The 14,333-nt window shown below is 58.9% G+C and carries 15 protein-coding genes and 2 tRNA genes; 4 read left to right on the top strand and 13 right to left on the bottom strand.

Annotated elements, in window-relative coordinates; genetic code table 11:
- Positions 1-429 (top strand): IS30 family transposase (locus tag Uis1B_RS02670; protein ID WP_133124809.1); only part of this gene is annotated, 429 nt, incomplete at its 5' end.
- On the opposite strand, the gene Uis1B_RS02675 is transcribed toward Uis1B_RS02670, so the two are convergent.
- Genes Uis1B_RS02675 through Uis1B_RS02680 form a run of 3 tightly spaced genes read right to left on the bottom strand, consistent with a single transcriptional unit; the run spans position 419 to position 3,446 of the window.
- Positions 419-2,245: an ATP-binding protein gene (locus Uis1B_RS02675; protein WP_207763364.1), complete on the bottom strand. Its 1,827-nt coding sequence runs from the start codon at positions 2,243-2,245 to the stop codon at positions 419-421. The two genes, Uis1B_RS02670 and Uis1B_RS02675, sit on opposite strands and share 11 nt — an antisense overlap.
- Entirely contained in the window at positions 2,242-2,682 is a 441-nt protein-coding gene (locus Uis1B_RS11820; RefSeq protein WP_133124810.1) for an ABC-three component system middle component 2, read from the bottom strand. The genes Uis1B_RS02675 and Uis1B_RS11820 overlap by 4 nt, the downstream gene beginning before the upstream one ends.
- A gap of 2 nt (positions 2,683-2,684) precedes the next feature.
- Complete coding sequence (locus tag Uis1B_RS02680) at positions 2,685-3,446, bottom strand: ABC-three component system protein (RefSeq protein ID WP_341476246.1); 762 nt, start codon at positions 3,444-3,446, stop codon at positions 2,685-2,687.
- Between the two features lie 144 nt (positions 3,447-3,590).
- On the opposite strand from Uis1B_RS02680, the gene Uis1B_RS02685 reads away from it, so the two are divergent.
- Genes Uis1B_RS02685 through Uis1B_RS02690 form a run of 3 tightly spaced genes read left to right on the top strand, consistent with a single transcriptional unit; the run spans position 3,591 to position 5,589 of the window.
- Complete coding sequence (locus Uis1B_RS02685; protein WP_165782697.1) at positions 3,591-4,271, top strand: hypothetical protein; 681 nt, start codon at positions 3,591-3,593, stop codon at positions 4,269-4,271.
- Complete coding sequence (locus tag Uis1B_RS11965) at positions 4,268-4,816, top strand: hypothetical protein (protein ID WP_165782698.1); 549 nt, start codon at positions 4,268-4,270, stop codon at positions 4,814-4,816. Before Uis1B_RS02685 ends, Uis1B_RS11965 begins: the two co-directional genes overlap by 4 nt.
- The gene (locus tag Uis1B_RS02690; protein ID WP_165782699.1) at positions 4,813-5,589 is read left to right on the top strand and encodes a DUF4417 domain-containing protein; all 777 of its coding nucleotides are present in this window, start codon (positions 4,813-4,815) and stop codon (positions 5,587-5,589) included. Before Uis1B_RS11965 ends, Uis1B_RS02690 begins: the two co-directional genes overlap by 4 nt.
- Positions 5,590-6,101: 512 nt before the next feature.
- Here Uis1B_RS02690 and Uis1B_RS02695 read toward each other — a convergent pair.
- The 10 genes from Uis1B_RS02695 to Uis1B_RS02740 all read right to left on the bottom strand — a co-directional run bounded on the left by Uis1B_RS02695 (position 6,102) and on the right by Uis1B_RS02740 (position 14,292).
- A tRNA-Ala gene (locus Uis1B_RS02695) sits at positions 6,102-6,174 on the bottom strand.
- A gap of 169 nt (positions 6,175-6,343) precedes the next feature.
- Positions 6,344-7,591 (bottom strand): hypothetical protein, encoded by a 1,248-nt coding sequence (locus Uis1B_RS02700; RefSeq protein WP_133124811.1) that lies wholly within the window; start codon positions 7,589-7,591, stop codon positions 6,344-6,346.
- A gap of 174 nt (positions 7,592-7,765) precedes the next feature.
- Positions 7,766-8,476 (bottom strand): histidine phosphatase family protein, encoded by a 711-nt coding sequence (locus Uis1B_RS02705; RefSeq protein ID WP_101615339.1) that lies wholly within the window; start codon positions 8,474-8,476, stop codon positions 7,766-7,768.
- Positions 8,473-8,934, bottom strand: a complete 462-nt coding sequence (rsfS, locus tag Uis1B_RS02710) for a ribosome silencing factor (RefSeq protein WP_101615507.1) — start codon at positions 8,932-8,934, stop codon at positions 8,473-8,475. Before rsfS ends, Uis1B_RS02705 begins: the two co-directional genes overlap by 4 nt.
- A 41-nt stretch (positions 8,935-8,975) precedes the next feature.
- The gene (glmU, locus tag Uis1B_RS02715; RefSeq protein WP_101615341.1) at positions 8,976-10,364 is read right to left on the bottom strand and encodes a bifunctional UDP-N-acetylglucosamine diphosphorylase/glucosamine-1-phosphate N-acetyltransferase GlmU; all 1,389 of its coding nucleotides are present in this window, start codon (positions 10,362-10,364) and stop codon (positions 8,976-8,978) included.
- Positions 10,365-10,477: 113 nt separating this feature from the next.
- A tRNA-Gln gene (locus tag Uis1B_RS02720) sits at positions 10,478-10,548 on the bottom strand.
- A gap of 107 nt (positions 10,549-10,655) precedes the next feature.
- Positions 10,656-11,669, bottom strand: coding sequence for a ribose-phosphate diphosphokinase (locus Uis1B_RS02725; protein WP_165782700.1), 1,014 nt, complete (start codon positions 11,667-11,669; stop codon positions 10,656-10,658).
- Between the two features lie 71 nt (positions 11,670-11,740).
- The gene (gene nadD / locus Uis1B_RS02730; protein ID WP_423734852.1) at positions 11,741-12,391 is read right to left on the bottom strand and encodes a nicotinate-nucleotide adenylyltransferase; all 651 of its coding nucleotides are present in this window, start codon (positions 12,389-12,391) and stop codon (positions 11,741-11,743) included.
- Positions 12,392-12,429: 38 nt separating this feature from the next.
- On the bottom strand, positions 12,430-12,960 hold the full coding sequence (locus tag Uis1B_RS02735; RefSeq protein WP_243390238.1) for a phosphoribosylglycinamide synthetase: 531 nt from the start codon (positions 12,958-12,960) through the stop codon (positions 12,430-12,432).
- A 36-nt stretch (positions 12,961-12,996) separates the two neighbouring features.
- Entirely contained in the window at positions 12,997-14,292 is a 1,296-nt protein-coding gene (locus tag Uis1B_RS02740; RefSeq protein WP_101615349.1) for a glutamate-5-semialdehyde dehydrogenase, read from the bottom strand.
- Positions 14,293-14,333 lie beyond the last annotated feature (41 nt).

Here is a 14,333-nt window from a genome sequence, read left to right on the forward strand (position 1 = left end):
CGCAAGCTGTTCGCCCGGTTCATCCCCGACAAGAGCGCGCTGGCGACCGCGCGCGCCGAATACGACATCTACAGCCGGATCCCCGCGCCCGCGCGCATCGACCGCACGTGGGACAACGGCACGGAGTCCTCCTGCCACCTGCTCGTGGACGAGGCGCTGGGCATGCTCACCTACTATGCGGACCCGTACTCCTCGTGGCAGCGGGGCACGAACGAGAACCGCAACGGCCGGATCCGGCGCTACCTGCCCAAGGGGACCAGCTTCGACGACCTGTCGGATGCGGACCTGCAGGCCATCGTCGACGAGATCAACGACACCCCGTTGAAGGTCCTGGGCTGGGAAACGCCCAACGAGGTTTGGTACCGCGAGCTCGGCAAGGTAATGTCAAAGACAAGCCACCCAGAGACGAGTGTTGCACTTACAAATTGAATCCGGGTCCTTCATCCTTTCGCTTGGTAAAACGGATGATATGGCATTGTTCCGCCACTTCGCTTACATCCGGCATGAACTTATCATTGTCCACAATAAACGTCTGACCAATATCATTCCTGGCCGCAAGATATTCATACAGCGCCTTTGGCACGGTCTCACGCATTACATTAAGTTCCGGATCCGGCTGTGGATCATCGAGGCCAAGCAACGGGGTATCAATCATAAGAATCGGAAGTGCATGCCGGGAATGCGACGACGCAAGATAATCATGCATGGCGAGCATGACCGCAGTGTTGATGAACGAACGATATCCCTTCCCCTCCTCAGACTTCATCTTGCCATTGATCACCGCGTCGAACGATAGACCTCCGAACTCCGCCTTTCGTAGATTAGGAAATGCACAGGCTCCCAAGGTGTTCAACAGCAAGTCTCCCATATCCTTACAGAAATCCTTTGGATAGTAATCAAGTATGTTGAATTTGTCTCGGACGAAGACAGATGCTCGACGCCTTTCCAGCTCCTCTTCCACATCCCGAAGACGATCAATGAGCTGTTTGCGCTCAACTCGCATAGAGACAGCGGCGTCATGATTCTCTATCGCATCTTTCAATTTGTTAAATCGCGGCGAAAGCTCCGTGTCTATACGAGAGGTAATGTCATCAGAACATCTTCGGAGTCTTTGTTCCTCATCAATCTTCTTTTGCCGTTCCGCATCCAGCTCGTGCAGAGTCGTCTTAAGATCACGCAACTTGGCCTCCAGCAAGGCGTGTTCTCGTCTTCCGGTAGGAGCAACCGCGGATTGCACAGCCGCAGGAATTGCCTGATCACAAGTAGGGCAAATCATGGGAATGGGATACTGAGCGGTCAGCTTTCTCCCCTCATTCACAAAGTCCAATCGCTCCAGACGCGCCTGATAGGAGGAAACAAGCTCCAGATACCGTTGTCTGAGCATTTCGGATTCGGCAATTGATTCCTGCACAGACTGTAGTTTCAAAACAACCTGCCGACCCTGTGAAGCAGCTTCCCGCAGAGCCTGCTTCACTCTGTCACTCTCGACCACTAATTCATCAACATGGTTTTCTAAATTCTCGTCATCATCGCCTAATGTCTGATCGATAAGCCTGATGCGGTCCCGTATTGTCTGAGGCTGACGCTCCAGGTATTCAATGATGGCATTGTTCTTCCGCTCCTTTGTTTTCATGGGTTCATCACGAATTTCAGCCGTAAAGTCTTTACCCGTTATGAGCATTGCCAGAGCGGATTTAAACTGTGTCACCGCCGTCGCCTGCTCAGGAAGTAAAATGGATCGGGATCGGTCGATAGATGTTTCGTCAGCAAAAATAGCCGGAAGGAATGTTCTCCAAGTCAGGGATGCGCCTTGCATATCCTGATTGCGAATCACCTGCATAGCATCCGGATCTTCAAATCCTATGAGTTTCAACCACACATGGGAAATCGGCAGATACCGATTCGATTTCGTATCGCGCTTATAGGTACCAGATACAATCCGCTGATCATTGCTTGTCACTTCGATGTCATTTTGTCTCTCACCGATTGGACGCCGAAGCGTGATGCGTCCTCGAGGTGTTTCAACATTCATGCTGATTTGATCGTATCCGCTGTTCGCTGTAAGTACGAAAGACTGTGCCGCCTTCCCAAACATATAATCAATGCATTGCAAAATCCACGATTTGCCAGTATCGGAAGGCCCGTAGATTACATTCAATCCCGGACTGAACGTTAATGTCGAATCCCTTCTGGTAGGATGCCCGGAAACAGTTAACGATGAAATCCAAAATGAAGGGCACATCATCGGACTCCTTCAGTAGAGCAGGATGCAATATAAGCGATCAATTCCTTTTCCTCGGATTTTCCTAATCGCTTGAGAATCCCACGAGTCAGGGAAACAAGCTTCTTTGCGAAGACGGAAGTCATTGCATCAGCAACGCGAATCCCCTCTAGAGTAAGCGTATAGAGGCTGAACTCGAAGCCATCACAGGATACAAGTCCCTTGAGGGTCAGTGGCTTAAGCGACTGTCTCACAAGAACAATTCGACGACTGATTTCCCCAGCAGCCAAACGGTGAGTCCCGTTAAGATCAACGGACGCCACTTTCAATGTCCTGGCATTGACGACAAGCGTATCCAATGCGGCCAAATAATCACAACTTGCTGGCGAATCAAGTACTCGCAGAAGCAACAGTACGCGTAATCCAGTCTCTTCCGGTGTATCGAGGATGGAATCAACCACGGTCACTCCTCCCAACTGAGTCTGCTATCGTTCACCAATTCATGACACGCGCCTTTCCGACACCGTATATCAATCAACCCTTCGATATGGTTGAGCGTAATGGAATTAAGCTGCACTCTGGCCGACTGGCTCAATGTGGCAAGTAACCGCTTAACCTGCGATGAGTACTCATCCAGATTCGTATCGGAGACTCCTTCGTATATTTCATCAAGGAACTCATCGAACAATGGTCTATCGTCAGTAAAGCAATTCCACGAAGTCTCCTTCAGCCATTCTGCAGCGAAAAATGCCTTGCGCTGATCTTGGAAATGGGATTGGTAGCGGTCGGGAATATCAGCAACCTGAACCTCCCTGCCATCAATGCTGCTGTTTTCGCAATACGCACGGGTAAGAGCCTTGACATATATAAGCTCTTCCGTCTGAATGTCCTTTGGAACACGCGTCTTACCGGAAGCTCGAACGGAATCATCACCGAGCCAAATCCGATTTTTCTTTGCATCATAATATGGGGTTCCCGTAGATACGGCCTTTTCGACAGGATTTATCGGATCAGAAAAAGCATCTTTCTCTTGGCCGGCGGCCTCTCTGAATATCTCATACAACGAATTGCCCACTTCTCGAACAACATTCCCCTTGTTGATCTTCGGATTCCCCTGGTGGAGGGAAAGAGCCAGATCATTGAATGCCCCCTCTTCATAGGTTTTTAGGCAATTACTTTCAAAACGATATGAATCCCATCTACCAGCAAGCTCACTGGCAACCATCCTAGACAACGGGCTGGTTCCGTTTGCGTAGCTCTTCCATGTGCTTTTTTACGTATGGATGCAGCAGAGCGTTCCTCCTGATCGGAATCGGCCGTCTTCAACCCCATGTCAATGAGGTTCATAGTGAATTCGCCAAGATCTCGCGTGCCCTTCATCAAAGGACGAAGACGAGAAATCAATCGACTGAAATCCGTTTCCGAGGCCATCGACGCCCTCCTATCGCGTTCTATCGCATTCTATCGCATTCCTAACGGTCAAGCTTCCCTATTTCGGCAACCTGAAAGTACGACCTCATGCAACGACAGAAAGGAGAGGAAGCCAATGGGCAGCGGATACAAGGGCGCCTACAGCAGCGGCGGGTCACAGCCGTACCAGCCGACCTACCACGTCGTGAAATCGATGCTGGAACTCGACAGGAAAGCCGGCATCTACAAGCCGGGCAGGGGCTACTTCAAAAACCCCACCCGCACCGACCTCGAACACGCCATCAAAGGCGACTCCATCATGTTCGAAGGCGAGAAAGCCGGAGGTGATTTTATGTATGCGCTAACTATAGACGGACGCATCATCTTCGGCAAACGACGGAACCCATACAACTCGAACGGCCGATCACCGCATCCCACATTGATCGGCGGCAAGGACCCCGTGGTGCAGGCAGCCGGCATCATGAAATTCAAAAATGGACAGATTGTGTCCTTCGACGACCAGAGCGGTCACTACCGGCCAAGCTCCAAATCCATGGACAAGGTGAAGGCCTCCTTACGCAAAATCTACAATAAGAACCACGATCTCTTCAGCAAGAACTTTACTTGGAGGAAGAAATGAATAACGACATGCAACTCAACATCCGTATCAAAAAAATGTTTGAGCATGATTCAAATTCCATGTCACACAAAGAATGGGACACTCTGGAAGACCAATCCAATAGTCTGGTGGACGAGTACGGGTGGGATGCCGTCAGACAAGCATTCTTCCACTACGTGCAAACCGAATGCAAAACCATAGAGGATGTCACCAAGGCAATAGACTTGTTCGAAGGATTCGATTGGCAGAGCAAAACAATCCCCGACCCGTACGAATTCCTCGGCTACCTCTACTACCGGGTAGGTTTCGAAAACGCACCATACAAGGCCGCATGCGCCTTGGACGACCTGTGCATCAGCATCCTGCCCGCATCCGGATACCCCGAGGCGAACATCTACTACCACCCCTACTACGCGGCCGAAGCCGACCCGAAGATGATCGCCGCCGTCGAACGCTGGCGCCAACGAGAAGCCAACGAAGACGACTGCGACACCCGCACCGATACGGCGAGCCCATCCCGGGAACCGCAGCCACACACGAACCCCGACCACAAGGAACGCCAATGACCCATGAGCTCCAACAGCAGCCGTTCGACATCCCCGGCCTGAACGACGCGCCGACAGATGTCGGCGACCACGACGCCGCAGCGCAGCAGCAACCGCAACGTCCGGCCCGACGCAAGGCGACCATCGACGACGGCATGAACCCGGAACTCGTCGCGGGCGCCGATTTCGACGGAGTCCTCGGCATCCCCGTCATTAAACGGCCAGCCGAATTCGTCATCCCCTCGAACATCATTCCGTTCAGCAAGAGAGCCCGCGACGATGATCCGACCCTCGCCGTGGGATTCTACGAGATGGACACCGAATTCGCGGACGTGCTCATCGATCCCGAACGGTTCGCCGACGAATTCCGACGGCGTCCGCTCATCAGCCCGGATTGTTCGCTCTACCGGGACGCGCCGCTCGCCGTGCAGATTGCGAACGTCTACAGAAGCCGTGCCATCGGGTACTATTACCAATCCCGCGGCGCATACGTGATTCCGCAGATTCGCTGGGGCAACAGCCTGACCTACACCACCGAGGCGCTGCCGGAACGACTCGCGTTCCTCGGCGTGGAGAAACACGGCATCGTCGCCATCGGCACCTACGGGTGCATCAGGACCGCGGACGACAAGCACGAGTTCGCGGCCGGTCTCGACGCCATGATGAAGACCCTCGAACCCGAAATCGTGCTCGTCTACGGGCCCATGCCCGAGCAGATCTTCAACCCCTACAAGCACAGGGCCAGGTTCGAGCCCTACGATGACTGGACCAGCAGAACGAAAAGCCGGGATTGACCACCTTGCCTCGTTCGGCATCATATGGACTACGGACTCTCCTCTTTCCTGCGCCGAAGACCGAAAGGCCGCCATTGTCATTGGCAGTCGTTTTCATCTGGGCAGCCGCGATACCGGTACCACGCTGAAAAACGCGTACGGCGTCGTATTCAGGACCGCTTCATAGGACAGAGCGCTCCGTGGATTAGCGTGCATTCCACGCGAAATGCGCGCCAGTCCATCAAGACCAGGATCGGCGAAACCCCAAAACCGCATGATTACAAGGATCGCGAAGACATCGTCGCTGGTTTTCGATGGAGTAGCGTGCAGATCATGATTTTTGCGTCCTGCTCCATCGGAATTTGGCCCTGATTACCCTTGATTGGCGAATCCGATCATCAGGAGACCGTTTTCATGGCATAGATGAACGGATCGACCAAGGATAGGACTTCATGATTGGTTCGGCCAACGATTAATAGACGGAACGATGAAAATGAAAAAGGGTTCCGGGTATATACCCGGAACCCTGCTCGTGGAGCTAGGGGGATTCGAACCCCCGACCCCCTCCATGCCATGGAGATGCGCTACCAGCTGCGCCATAGCCCCGAAAACCACGGATCAGTCTCACTGACCGGCCCGTTCGGACCTGAGATAGATTACAACGTGAAGACGATCTGCGCAATTCCGGCGAGTCGCCCGTGATGATGCGGTTTATCCGACGAACCGATCGTCAGGCAAACCGCATCGCCACAATACATAGCCTCAGCGCCGACGATCATTCGATGACGCTTGATTCCACGTCGCTTGAGTTGCTGTCGGTTCCCGACGTACCGGAGTTGGTGCTGCCACTGGTACCGGATGTACCGGAGGACGTACCGCTTGAACCGGAGTTGCCGGTGGAGGAATTCGAGCTGGAATTCGATCCATCCGAACCGGAGTTGCCGGTCGTGCCGGAATTGGCATTGCCAGAATCGGAGTCGCCAGAACCCGAATTGCCGGCCGAATCGGAACCGCTGGTTCCGCTATTCGACGTCGAACCGCTGCCGTTCTCCGACGTGCCGCCGTTCGACGTATCGGTTCCGGTGGTTCCGCCGTTCGAAGTGTCGCTACCGGTGCCGTCGTTCGTCGAGGAGCCTGCGGTCTGGGTCGGATCCTGCGTCGGTGTGGCCGTCTGCGACGGCTGCTGGGTCGGTGTGGCGGATGTCTGCGATGGCGTGGGTGTGCTCACGGTTCTGCTGTGCGTCGGCGTGACGATGTTCTTCACCACGTCGTCGGTGCCTTCGCCGTTGGTCAGTGCCAGCACCACCCCGGCCGTGGCTCCGACAGCGATCAGCGCGCTGACGATGGCCACGATCAGCGCCTTGCGATTGATCGGCGCCTTCGATCCGCCGACGTGCAGCGTGCTGACGTGCCCGGCGACATGGCCGAGGCGTCTCGACGGGGATGCCGCGGCTCCGGTCGTCCGAGCTCCCGCGAGAGCGGGCATCACGCGGGTGCCATCCACCGCAGTCTCCCCCGGGACACCCAGGACACGGGTCTCGTCGCCGGTTTTGCCGGTCGCACCGGCAACGGCCGGCATGACCGTCGTCTCTCCGGATCGTGCGGTCGAATCCACGGACCCGGACATGCCCGCAGCGCCGTTCAGTGCCGGCATCGTCGTGGTTCGCCCATCCGTGACGGCGGAGGGGTCCTCCACGGCTGACATGGCGATGGTGGGCTCCGCCTCCAACGCCGCCGCTCCGGACGATCCGGCCACGCGCGGCGTTCTGGGCTGCCCCTCCTCGTCGGACTTCGAATCCGAACCGGTCACCATCTCCACCTTCTCCTGGATCTTCTTTCCGGTCTCCTTCATCACGTTCTGATAGATCTGCGACGAGACGGAGGCGACCACCGAGCCCACGGCCGTGCCGATGAGCGAACCGGCGATGCCGATCTTCGCCGACATCAGCAGTGACGTAACCGCCGCAAGGGCACCTGCGGTAACAGGCACCACGGATATGTTCTTAAAGTACTTCCTGAACATTGTTCCCTTAAACGAATGGTTTGCGTACCGTTCCGCCGATCAGGATATGAGTGTTTTCTGACCGTTACGTGAATTCCCGTCAAGTTCGGTCAAACCATCACACGCTTCATACAAAACGTTCGATTCACGGGAACGGTGGACGCACCCCCCCATACGCCCGAGGCGACACAACCCTCAGGGAAGACGCGGATCCTCCCATCCCGAGGTCTGGGCGATGGCGGGACCCGTGTTGAAGGTCTCCAGACGCCAACGAACATTACCGCCCGCACGGTCCAAAGGACGCAGACGGGCCCAGTGCGCATTGCGCATCGAAAGCAGACCGGCGAAATCCGGATGTACCTCGCTCAGGCCGATCAGGGTCTGGAGGGTCTGGGAAATCCAGGCGCCGTGGGAGAACACGAACAGATCGGTATCACCGTCGTACCGGCCGCTCCACTCCTCCAGAGCGGCCACGCCACGCGCACCGACGTCGCTCTTCGCCTCCGCGCCGTGGTGCATCTCACCGCCGCGGAATTCGGCCCAGTCCGCATAGTCCTCAGGCCACCGCTCCCGGATGTCCTGCAGGGTCATGCCTTCCCATTCGCCGAAATTGCGCTCGCGCACCCGATCATCGGTCTGCACCGGCACATGCAGCGGATCCGCGAACGCATGCGCGGTCTGGAGCGCGCGTTTCAGATCGGAGCTCACCACCACCTGTCGACGCTTCTCCCCGACACCTTCGACATACAGCCGACGCAAGGCCTCGGCTGCCTGCTCCACCTGCCACAGTCCGGTTTCGTCCAAGGCGATGTCCGACTGCCCCTGAAGCCTGCCCTCCGCGTTGAATGCCGTGCGTCCATGCCGGACCAACGTGATCGAGCCGACATGCCTCCCCTCGCCGGTCATGACCGTTCCTCGTCTTCCGAGTCTTCCGAGTCTTCCGGCTCTTCCGATCCCGCTCCGGCCGGATCATGCACGGAAACCTGCTCGGAGGATTCGGGGTGGGCCAAACCGAGGGATATCATCGGGCAGTCCTTCCACAGGCGTTCCAGATCGTAGTACTCACGCGTCTCCTGATACATCACATGCACCACGAAATCGCCGTAGTCGAGCAGAACCCATTGACCCTGATCGCGACCCTCGTTCTCCAGCGGTTTGATCCCCCGCTGTTCGGATAGCCGTCGTTCGATCTCATCGGCGATGGACACCACATGACGGTCCGACGATCCCGATGCGATCACGAACGCATCGGTGATGCCGAGCGGCTCCGAAACATCGAAGGCCACGATGTCCCTGGCCTTGATGGAATCGGCCGCCTGCGCTGCTATGCGTACGGCATCGATCGAATCCTGCGCTGCTGTCACGAACACACCTTTCCCTGATGACTTTCCAATTATCCGGACGCTCAGTCCTGGTCCTTGGTCGGCGGCTGCCAACCCTCGATCACATGCTGAGTGTTCTCGGAGTACACCGCCGTGTCGGGGGCGACCTCATGGCGAATCACCGAACCCGCACCCGTGGTCGCGCCATCCCCCACCGTCACCGGAGCCACGAACATGTTGCCCGCACCCACATGCACGTTCGATCCGATCTCGGTATGATGCTTGTTCACACCGTCATAGTTGGCGGTGATGGTGCCACCGCCGATGTTGGTGTGCGAGCCGATGTGCGCGTCGCCCACGTAGCTCAGATGCGGCACCTTGGTGCCGTTGTCGATGTGGGCCTTCTTCATCTCCACGAAGGCGCCCGCCTTGGTCTCCTCCCCCAGTTCGTTGCCGGGACGCAGGTACGTCCACGGACCGATGTTGGCGGCGCGGCCGATATGGGTGCCCTGCACGCGGGAGCGCTCGACATGCGCGTCGGCGTCGATCACGGCGTCGATCAGCGTGGTGTACGGGCCCACCACCGCGCCGGAAGCCACCACCGTCCTGCCCTGCAGGAAGCTGCCCGGCAGGACCGTCACATCACGGTCGAGCTTCACATCATCCTCGATCCATGTGGTTTCGGGATCGAGAATCGTCACCCCGTCGCGCATCCAACGCTCGCACACACGCACGTTGTGAGCCTTGGCGAGTCGAGCGAGCTGCACACGGTCGTTCACCCCCTCCACGGCGAGTGCATCGGGAGCGGCGTACGCCCCCACCCCGCCGAATTCCTTGGCCTTCTCCAGCGCGTCGGTGAGGTAGAACTCCCCCTGGGCATTGTCGTCGTCAAGATCGGCGATGGCCCGCGCAAGCACCTTGGCGTCGAACATGTACACCGAGGTGTTCACCTCGCGGACGGCGAGCTCCAGCGGGTTGGCATCCTTCTGCTCCACGATCCGCAGCACCTGGCCACCGGAGTCACGGATGATGCGGCCGTAGCCGGTGGGGTCGTCAAGCAGCGTGGTGAGCACGGTGGCGGAATTGCCGGATTCCGCATGGAACCGCATCAGCCCGCGCAGCGTCTCGGTGTCGAGCAGCGGCATGTCCGACGCCGCGATGAGCACGGAACCGCCGAGCTCCCCATCCGCGGCAAGCTGATCCATCGCGCACTGCACGGCCCTGCCGGTACCGGGGATATCGTCCTGCCTGACGATGGTCACGTCATCGTCGTAGGACTTCGCGGCGGCCGCCACCCGCTCGGCCTGATAGCGAACCACCACGGCGAGCACTTCGGGATCGAGCGCACGAATGGCGTCGATCACCCTGTTGAGAAACGTCCTGCCCGCCAGCGTGTGCAGCACCTTCGGGTCTGCGGACTTCATACGGGTGCCCTCGCCGGCCGCGAGAACGATTGCCGCGCTAAATGCCATGGTGATCAAATCCTTTCCTAAACATCTTTCCCGACGAAAAGTCGGACGTAACGAAAAAAGCCGGCCACGCAACCGGATGACACGTCATCCGAGCGCGACCGGCACCCTTCAAGCTCCCCCACCTGGACTCGAACCAAGACAAAGGGTTCCAAAGACCCGTGTGCTGCCATTACACCATGGGGGAACGGGCGGAAACCGCCGAGTGATTATTATGCCATGAACCCGCGAATATGTCACGCGCGACCCGGCAGATTCCTGATCACCGGCGCTTCGCGTCCGCCCGAAATCCAGTCACGCGAAGAGGAATCCCTGTCCGTGGTGAGTCGGATACGTGTCGAACAGTTCGGCCACGGAACCGTCGTTGAACACCTCGCGGATGGCGCTGGCCAGCAGCGGCGCGATGGAGAGCACGGTCAGACCGTCCCAACGCTTCTCCTGGGGAATCGGCACGGTATCGGTGAGCACGATCTCACGGGCACCGCAGTTCTTCAGGCGTTCGACGGCCGGATCGGACAGCACGCCGTGCGTGGCGGCGACGGTGATCGACTTCGCACCGGCATCCTTAAGCACCTGACATGCACCGGCGATGGTGCCGGCGGTGTCGATGAGATCGTCGACCAGCACGCAATCCTTGCCCCGGACGTCGCCGACGACACGGTTCGCCACGGCCTGATTGGGACGGGTGATGTCACGGGTCTTGTGGACGAAGGCCAGAGGGCCGCCGCCAAGACGCTGGGCCCACTGTTCGGCCACGCGAATGCGGCCGGCATCCGGGGAGACCACGATCACATTGTCGAGGTCGAGACGGTCACGCACGTAGTCGACCAGCACCGGCATGGCGATGAGATGATCGACCGGACCGTCGAAGAATCCCTGGGACTGGGCGGCATGCAGATCGACGCTCATCACGCGATCGGCGCCGGCGGTGGCCAGCAGGTCGAAGATCAGACGGCAGGAGATGGGCTCGCGCCCGCGGTGCTTCTTGTCCTGCCTCGAATAGCCGAGCATCGGGCATACCGCGGTGATGGAACGGGCCGATGCACGCTTGGCCGCATCGATCATGATGAGCTGTTCCATGATCCACTTGTTGATCGGCGTCGTGTGGCTTTGCAGCACGAACACGTCGGCTCCTCGAACCGATTCGGTGTAGCGGACGTACATCTCTCCGTTCGCGAAATCGTAGGCGGTGGTCTCCAGAACGTCGATCCCCAGCTGATCGGCCACGTCCGCCGCCAGCTTCGGATGGGCTCTTCCGGTCACCAGTATGAGGTTCTTATCGGGCTTTCCTTCGAGGATTGCGCTCACCGTATCTCCAAACGTGTATGTTGGTTTGTTGACAATCCGTCAGTCTACCCACCGATTACGACAGAAGGACCTCATCGGTACAGCCCGTGTTTCGAGATGTACTGCACCACGCCGTCCGGCACGAGATACCACACGGGCTCGCCCTGTTCGCTTCGACGACGCACATCGGTGGAGGAGATGGCCAGGGCGGGGATCTCCAGCATGTCCACGCAGCGGGTCGGCACGTCCAATTTCCTGAGATCAGAGGAGTATCCGGGACGCGAAACCGCCACGAATCGAGTCAGTCGCAGCATCTCCTCGGCATCCTTCCACCGCATGATCTCGGCCACCGCGTCGGCCCCGGTGATGAAGAACAGTTCGGCGTCCGGTCTTGCGGCACGAATGTCGCGCAGCGTATCGATGGTATAGGTGACTCCGGGACGGTCGATATCGACGCGCGACACCGTGAACTTCGGGTTGGATGCCGTGGCGATCACGGTCATCAGGTATCGGTCCTCGGCATTGGTCACGGATTTGTCGAGCTTGAACACCGGCCTTCCCGTGGGCACGAAGATCACCTCGTCGAGGTCGTAGACCCAGGAGACCTCGGATGCGGCCACGAGATGCCCATTGTGGATCGGGTCGAAGGTGCCGCCCATGATGCCGATGCGCGGCACCGAATGATGGTTGCCCCGTGCGGACGGACGACGGAACGGCGTTCCGGCGGCATCGAGCTCCGACATCGTGCGGGCCTGCGGCTGCGCCAATGGGGTGGAATCGCTCATGCCCCGGCCTCCGCCGTCCGCTGCCCATGCTCCAGATCCTCGGTCAGGGTCTCGTGCTCCATCTCGCTGGCGGTCCCGGAGGCGTGCGGGTCGATCTTGCCCATGTCCTCGTCCCATTCCTCCTGCACGACGCGTCGGATCTCGGCGAAGGTGGGCAGGGGGAAGTCCGGCTGGAACAGCTTTCGGATCTCGGCGACCCGTTCGGAGATGCGGATCAGGATATCGGTCATCCCGTCGATGTCCGCCTGCTTCTCGCATTCGCGGAACTTGTCGATGTACTCCTCCATCACCCTGACGTGGGTCTCGGCGTCGCGCTGCTGGCGCTCATCGAGGATCGCCACGTCCGGGGCCGCGGCGTCGGGCCATCCGATCAGCACGGCGTCGGCGTATTCCAATGCGGAACGCTGCGCCGCCGTGGGGATGCCGTCCTCGATCTGCACCAGAAAGACGTAGCGGACCAGACTCAGACGTTCAGCCGTGATGCGCAGCCACGGATTCGGCTCGTCGCCGTTCGTCGTATCGGCCATGTTCTCCTCGTTCACGATCGTTCTCCTGTGTTCCTTCTACGGACGTATCTGACCGGTGCCGTACCCGATCCATTTGGTGGTGGTGAGCTCCTCCAGTCCCATCGGGCCGCGGGCGTGCATCTTCTGCGTGGAGATGCCCAGTTCAGCCCCAAGGCCGAACATGCCCCCGTCCGTGAATCGTGTGGAGGCGTTGACCATCACCACGGCCGAATCGATTCGCTGGGTGAACTCCTCGATCGCCGAATAGTCCTCCGAGACGATGGCCTCGGTGTGTCCCGTGGAATGGGCGTTGATGTGGTCGATGGCCGAATCGAGGTCGTCCACCACGCGAATGCCGATCTCGTAGTCGAGATATTCGGTGTCCCAGTCGGCCGCTTCGGCGGGCACGATCCGCAGATCGTCGATGCCGACCGCGGTGATGATGGCGAGGGATGCTTCGTCGGCGTGGATGGTCACCCCATGACGACTCAGCTCATTGGCGACCACCGGCAGGAACTCCTCGGCGACGTCCCGGTGCACGAGCAGTTTCTCCGCCGCGTTGCACACGCCCACACGCTGCGTCTTCGCATTGATCACGATGGGCAGGGCCTTGGTCAGATCGCCACGGGCGTCCACGTAGATATGGCAGTTGCCGGCACCGGTTTCGATGACCGGCACCTTGGCGTTCTCCACCACGGCGCGGATGAGCCCCGCACCTCCTCGGGGAACCAGCAGATCGACGTGTCCCCGCGCCTGCATCAGTGCGGTGGCGCCTTCCCGACCGAAGGCATCGACGCTGGCGACCAGCGAGGAGTCGAATCCGTGATCGGCCAGCGTCCGGGCGATCACGCCAAGCGTGGCCTCGTTGGTGCGTCGTGCCGCATGGCCTCCGCGCAGCAGCACGGCGTTGCCGGACTTGAGGCACAATGCCGCCACGTCCACGGTCACGTTGGGGCGGGCCTCGTAGATCATGCCCACCACGCCGATCGGCACTCGCACCTGATTGAGACGCATGCCGTTGGGTAGGTTGCAACCACGGACCATCGTGCCCACCGGATCGGGCAGCGAAGCCACATGACGGACCCCTTCGGCGGTGGACGCGATGCGATCCGCATCGAACCGAAGACGGTCAAGCAGCCCCACGCTCATTGCCGAATCGGCCGCATCGCTCATATCCAGCGCATTCGCGGCCTCGATGTCCGCGGCATGGTCTTCAAGCGCATCGGCCACGTCGAGCAGCAGACCGTTCTTGAGATCCGTACTGGAACGCGCCAGCGTCCGCTGCGCGCATGCCGCATCATCGGCCATGGCGCATACCGCGGCGAACGTCTTTTCGCTCAATTCATCAGTCATAATGTTCAGATTAGCTCAGGGAACCGGGATTGACCGCCATT

This window comes from Bifidobacterium margollesii, assembly GCF_002860355.1.
GTDB lineage: Bacteria > Actinomycetota > Actinomycetes > Actinomycetales > Bifidobacteriaceae > Galliscardovia > Galliscardovia margollesii.

Bases quoted from the DNA above. Each gene is read 5' to 3' on its own strand.
- Uis1B_RS02735 (WP_243390238.1), bottom strand. From the start codon at position 12,960: ATGGCCGATACGACGAACGGCGACGAGCCGAATCCGTGGCTGCGCATC.
- Uis1B_RS02690 (WP_165782699.1), top strand. From the start codon at position 4,813: ATGACCCATGAGCTCCAACAGCAGCCGTTCGACATCCCCGGCCTGAAC.
- nadD (WP_423734852.1), bottom strand. From the start codon at position 12,391: ATGTCGGAGCTCGATGCCGCCGGAACGCCGTTCCGTCGTCCGTCCGCA.
- Uis1B_RS02740 (WP_101615349.1), bottom strand. From the start codon at position 14,292: ATGACTGATGAATTGAGCGAAAAGACGTTCGCCGCGGTATGCGCCATG.
- Uis1B_RS02700 (WP_133124811.1), bottom strand. From the start codon at position 7,591: ATGTTCAGGAAGTACTTTAAGAACATATCCGTGGTGCCTGTTACCGCA.
- Uis1B_RS02680 (WP_341476246.1), bottom strand. From the start codon at position 3,446: ATGGTTGCCAGTGAGCTTGCTGGTAGATGGGATTCATATCGTTTTGAA.
- Uis1B_RS11965 (WP_165782698.1), top strand. From the start codon at position 4,268: ATGAATAACGACATGCAACTCAACATCCGTATCAAAAAAATGTTTGAG.
- Uis1B_RS02675 (WP_207763364.1), bottom strand. From the start codon at position 2,245: ATGATGTGCCCTTCATTTTGGATTTCATCGTTAACTGTTTCCGGGCAT.
- Uis1B_RS02705 (WP_101615339.1), bottom strand. From the start codon at position 8,476: ATGACCGGCGAGGGGAGGCATGTCGGCTCGATCACGTTGGTCCGGCAT.
- glmU (WP_101615341.1), bottom strand. From the start codon at position 10,364: ATGGCATTTAGCGCGGCAATCGTTCTCGCGGCCGGCGAGGGCACCCGT.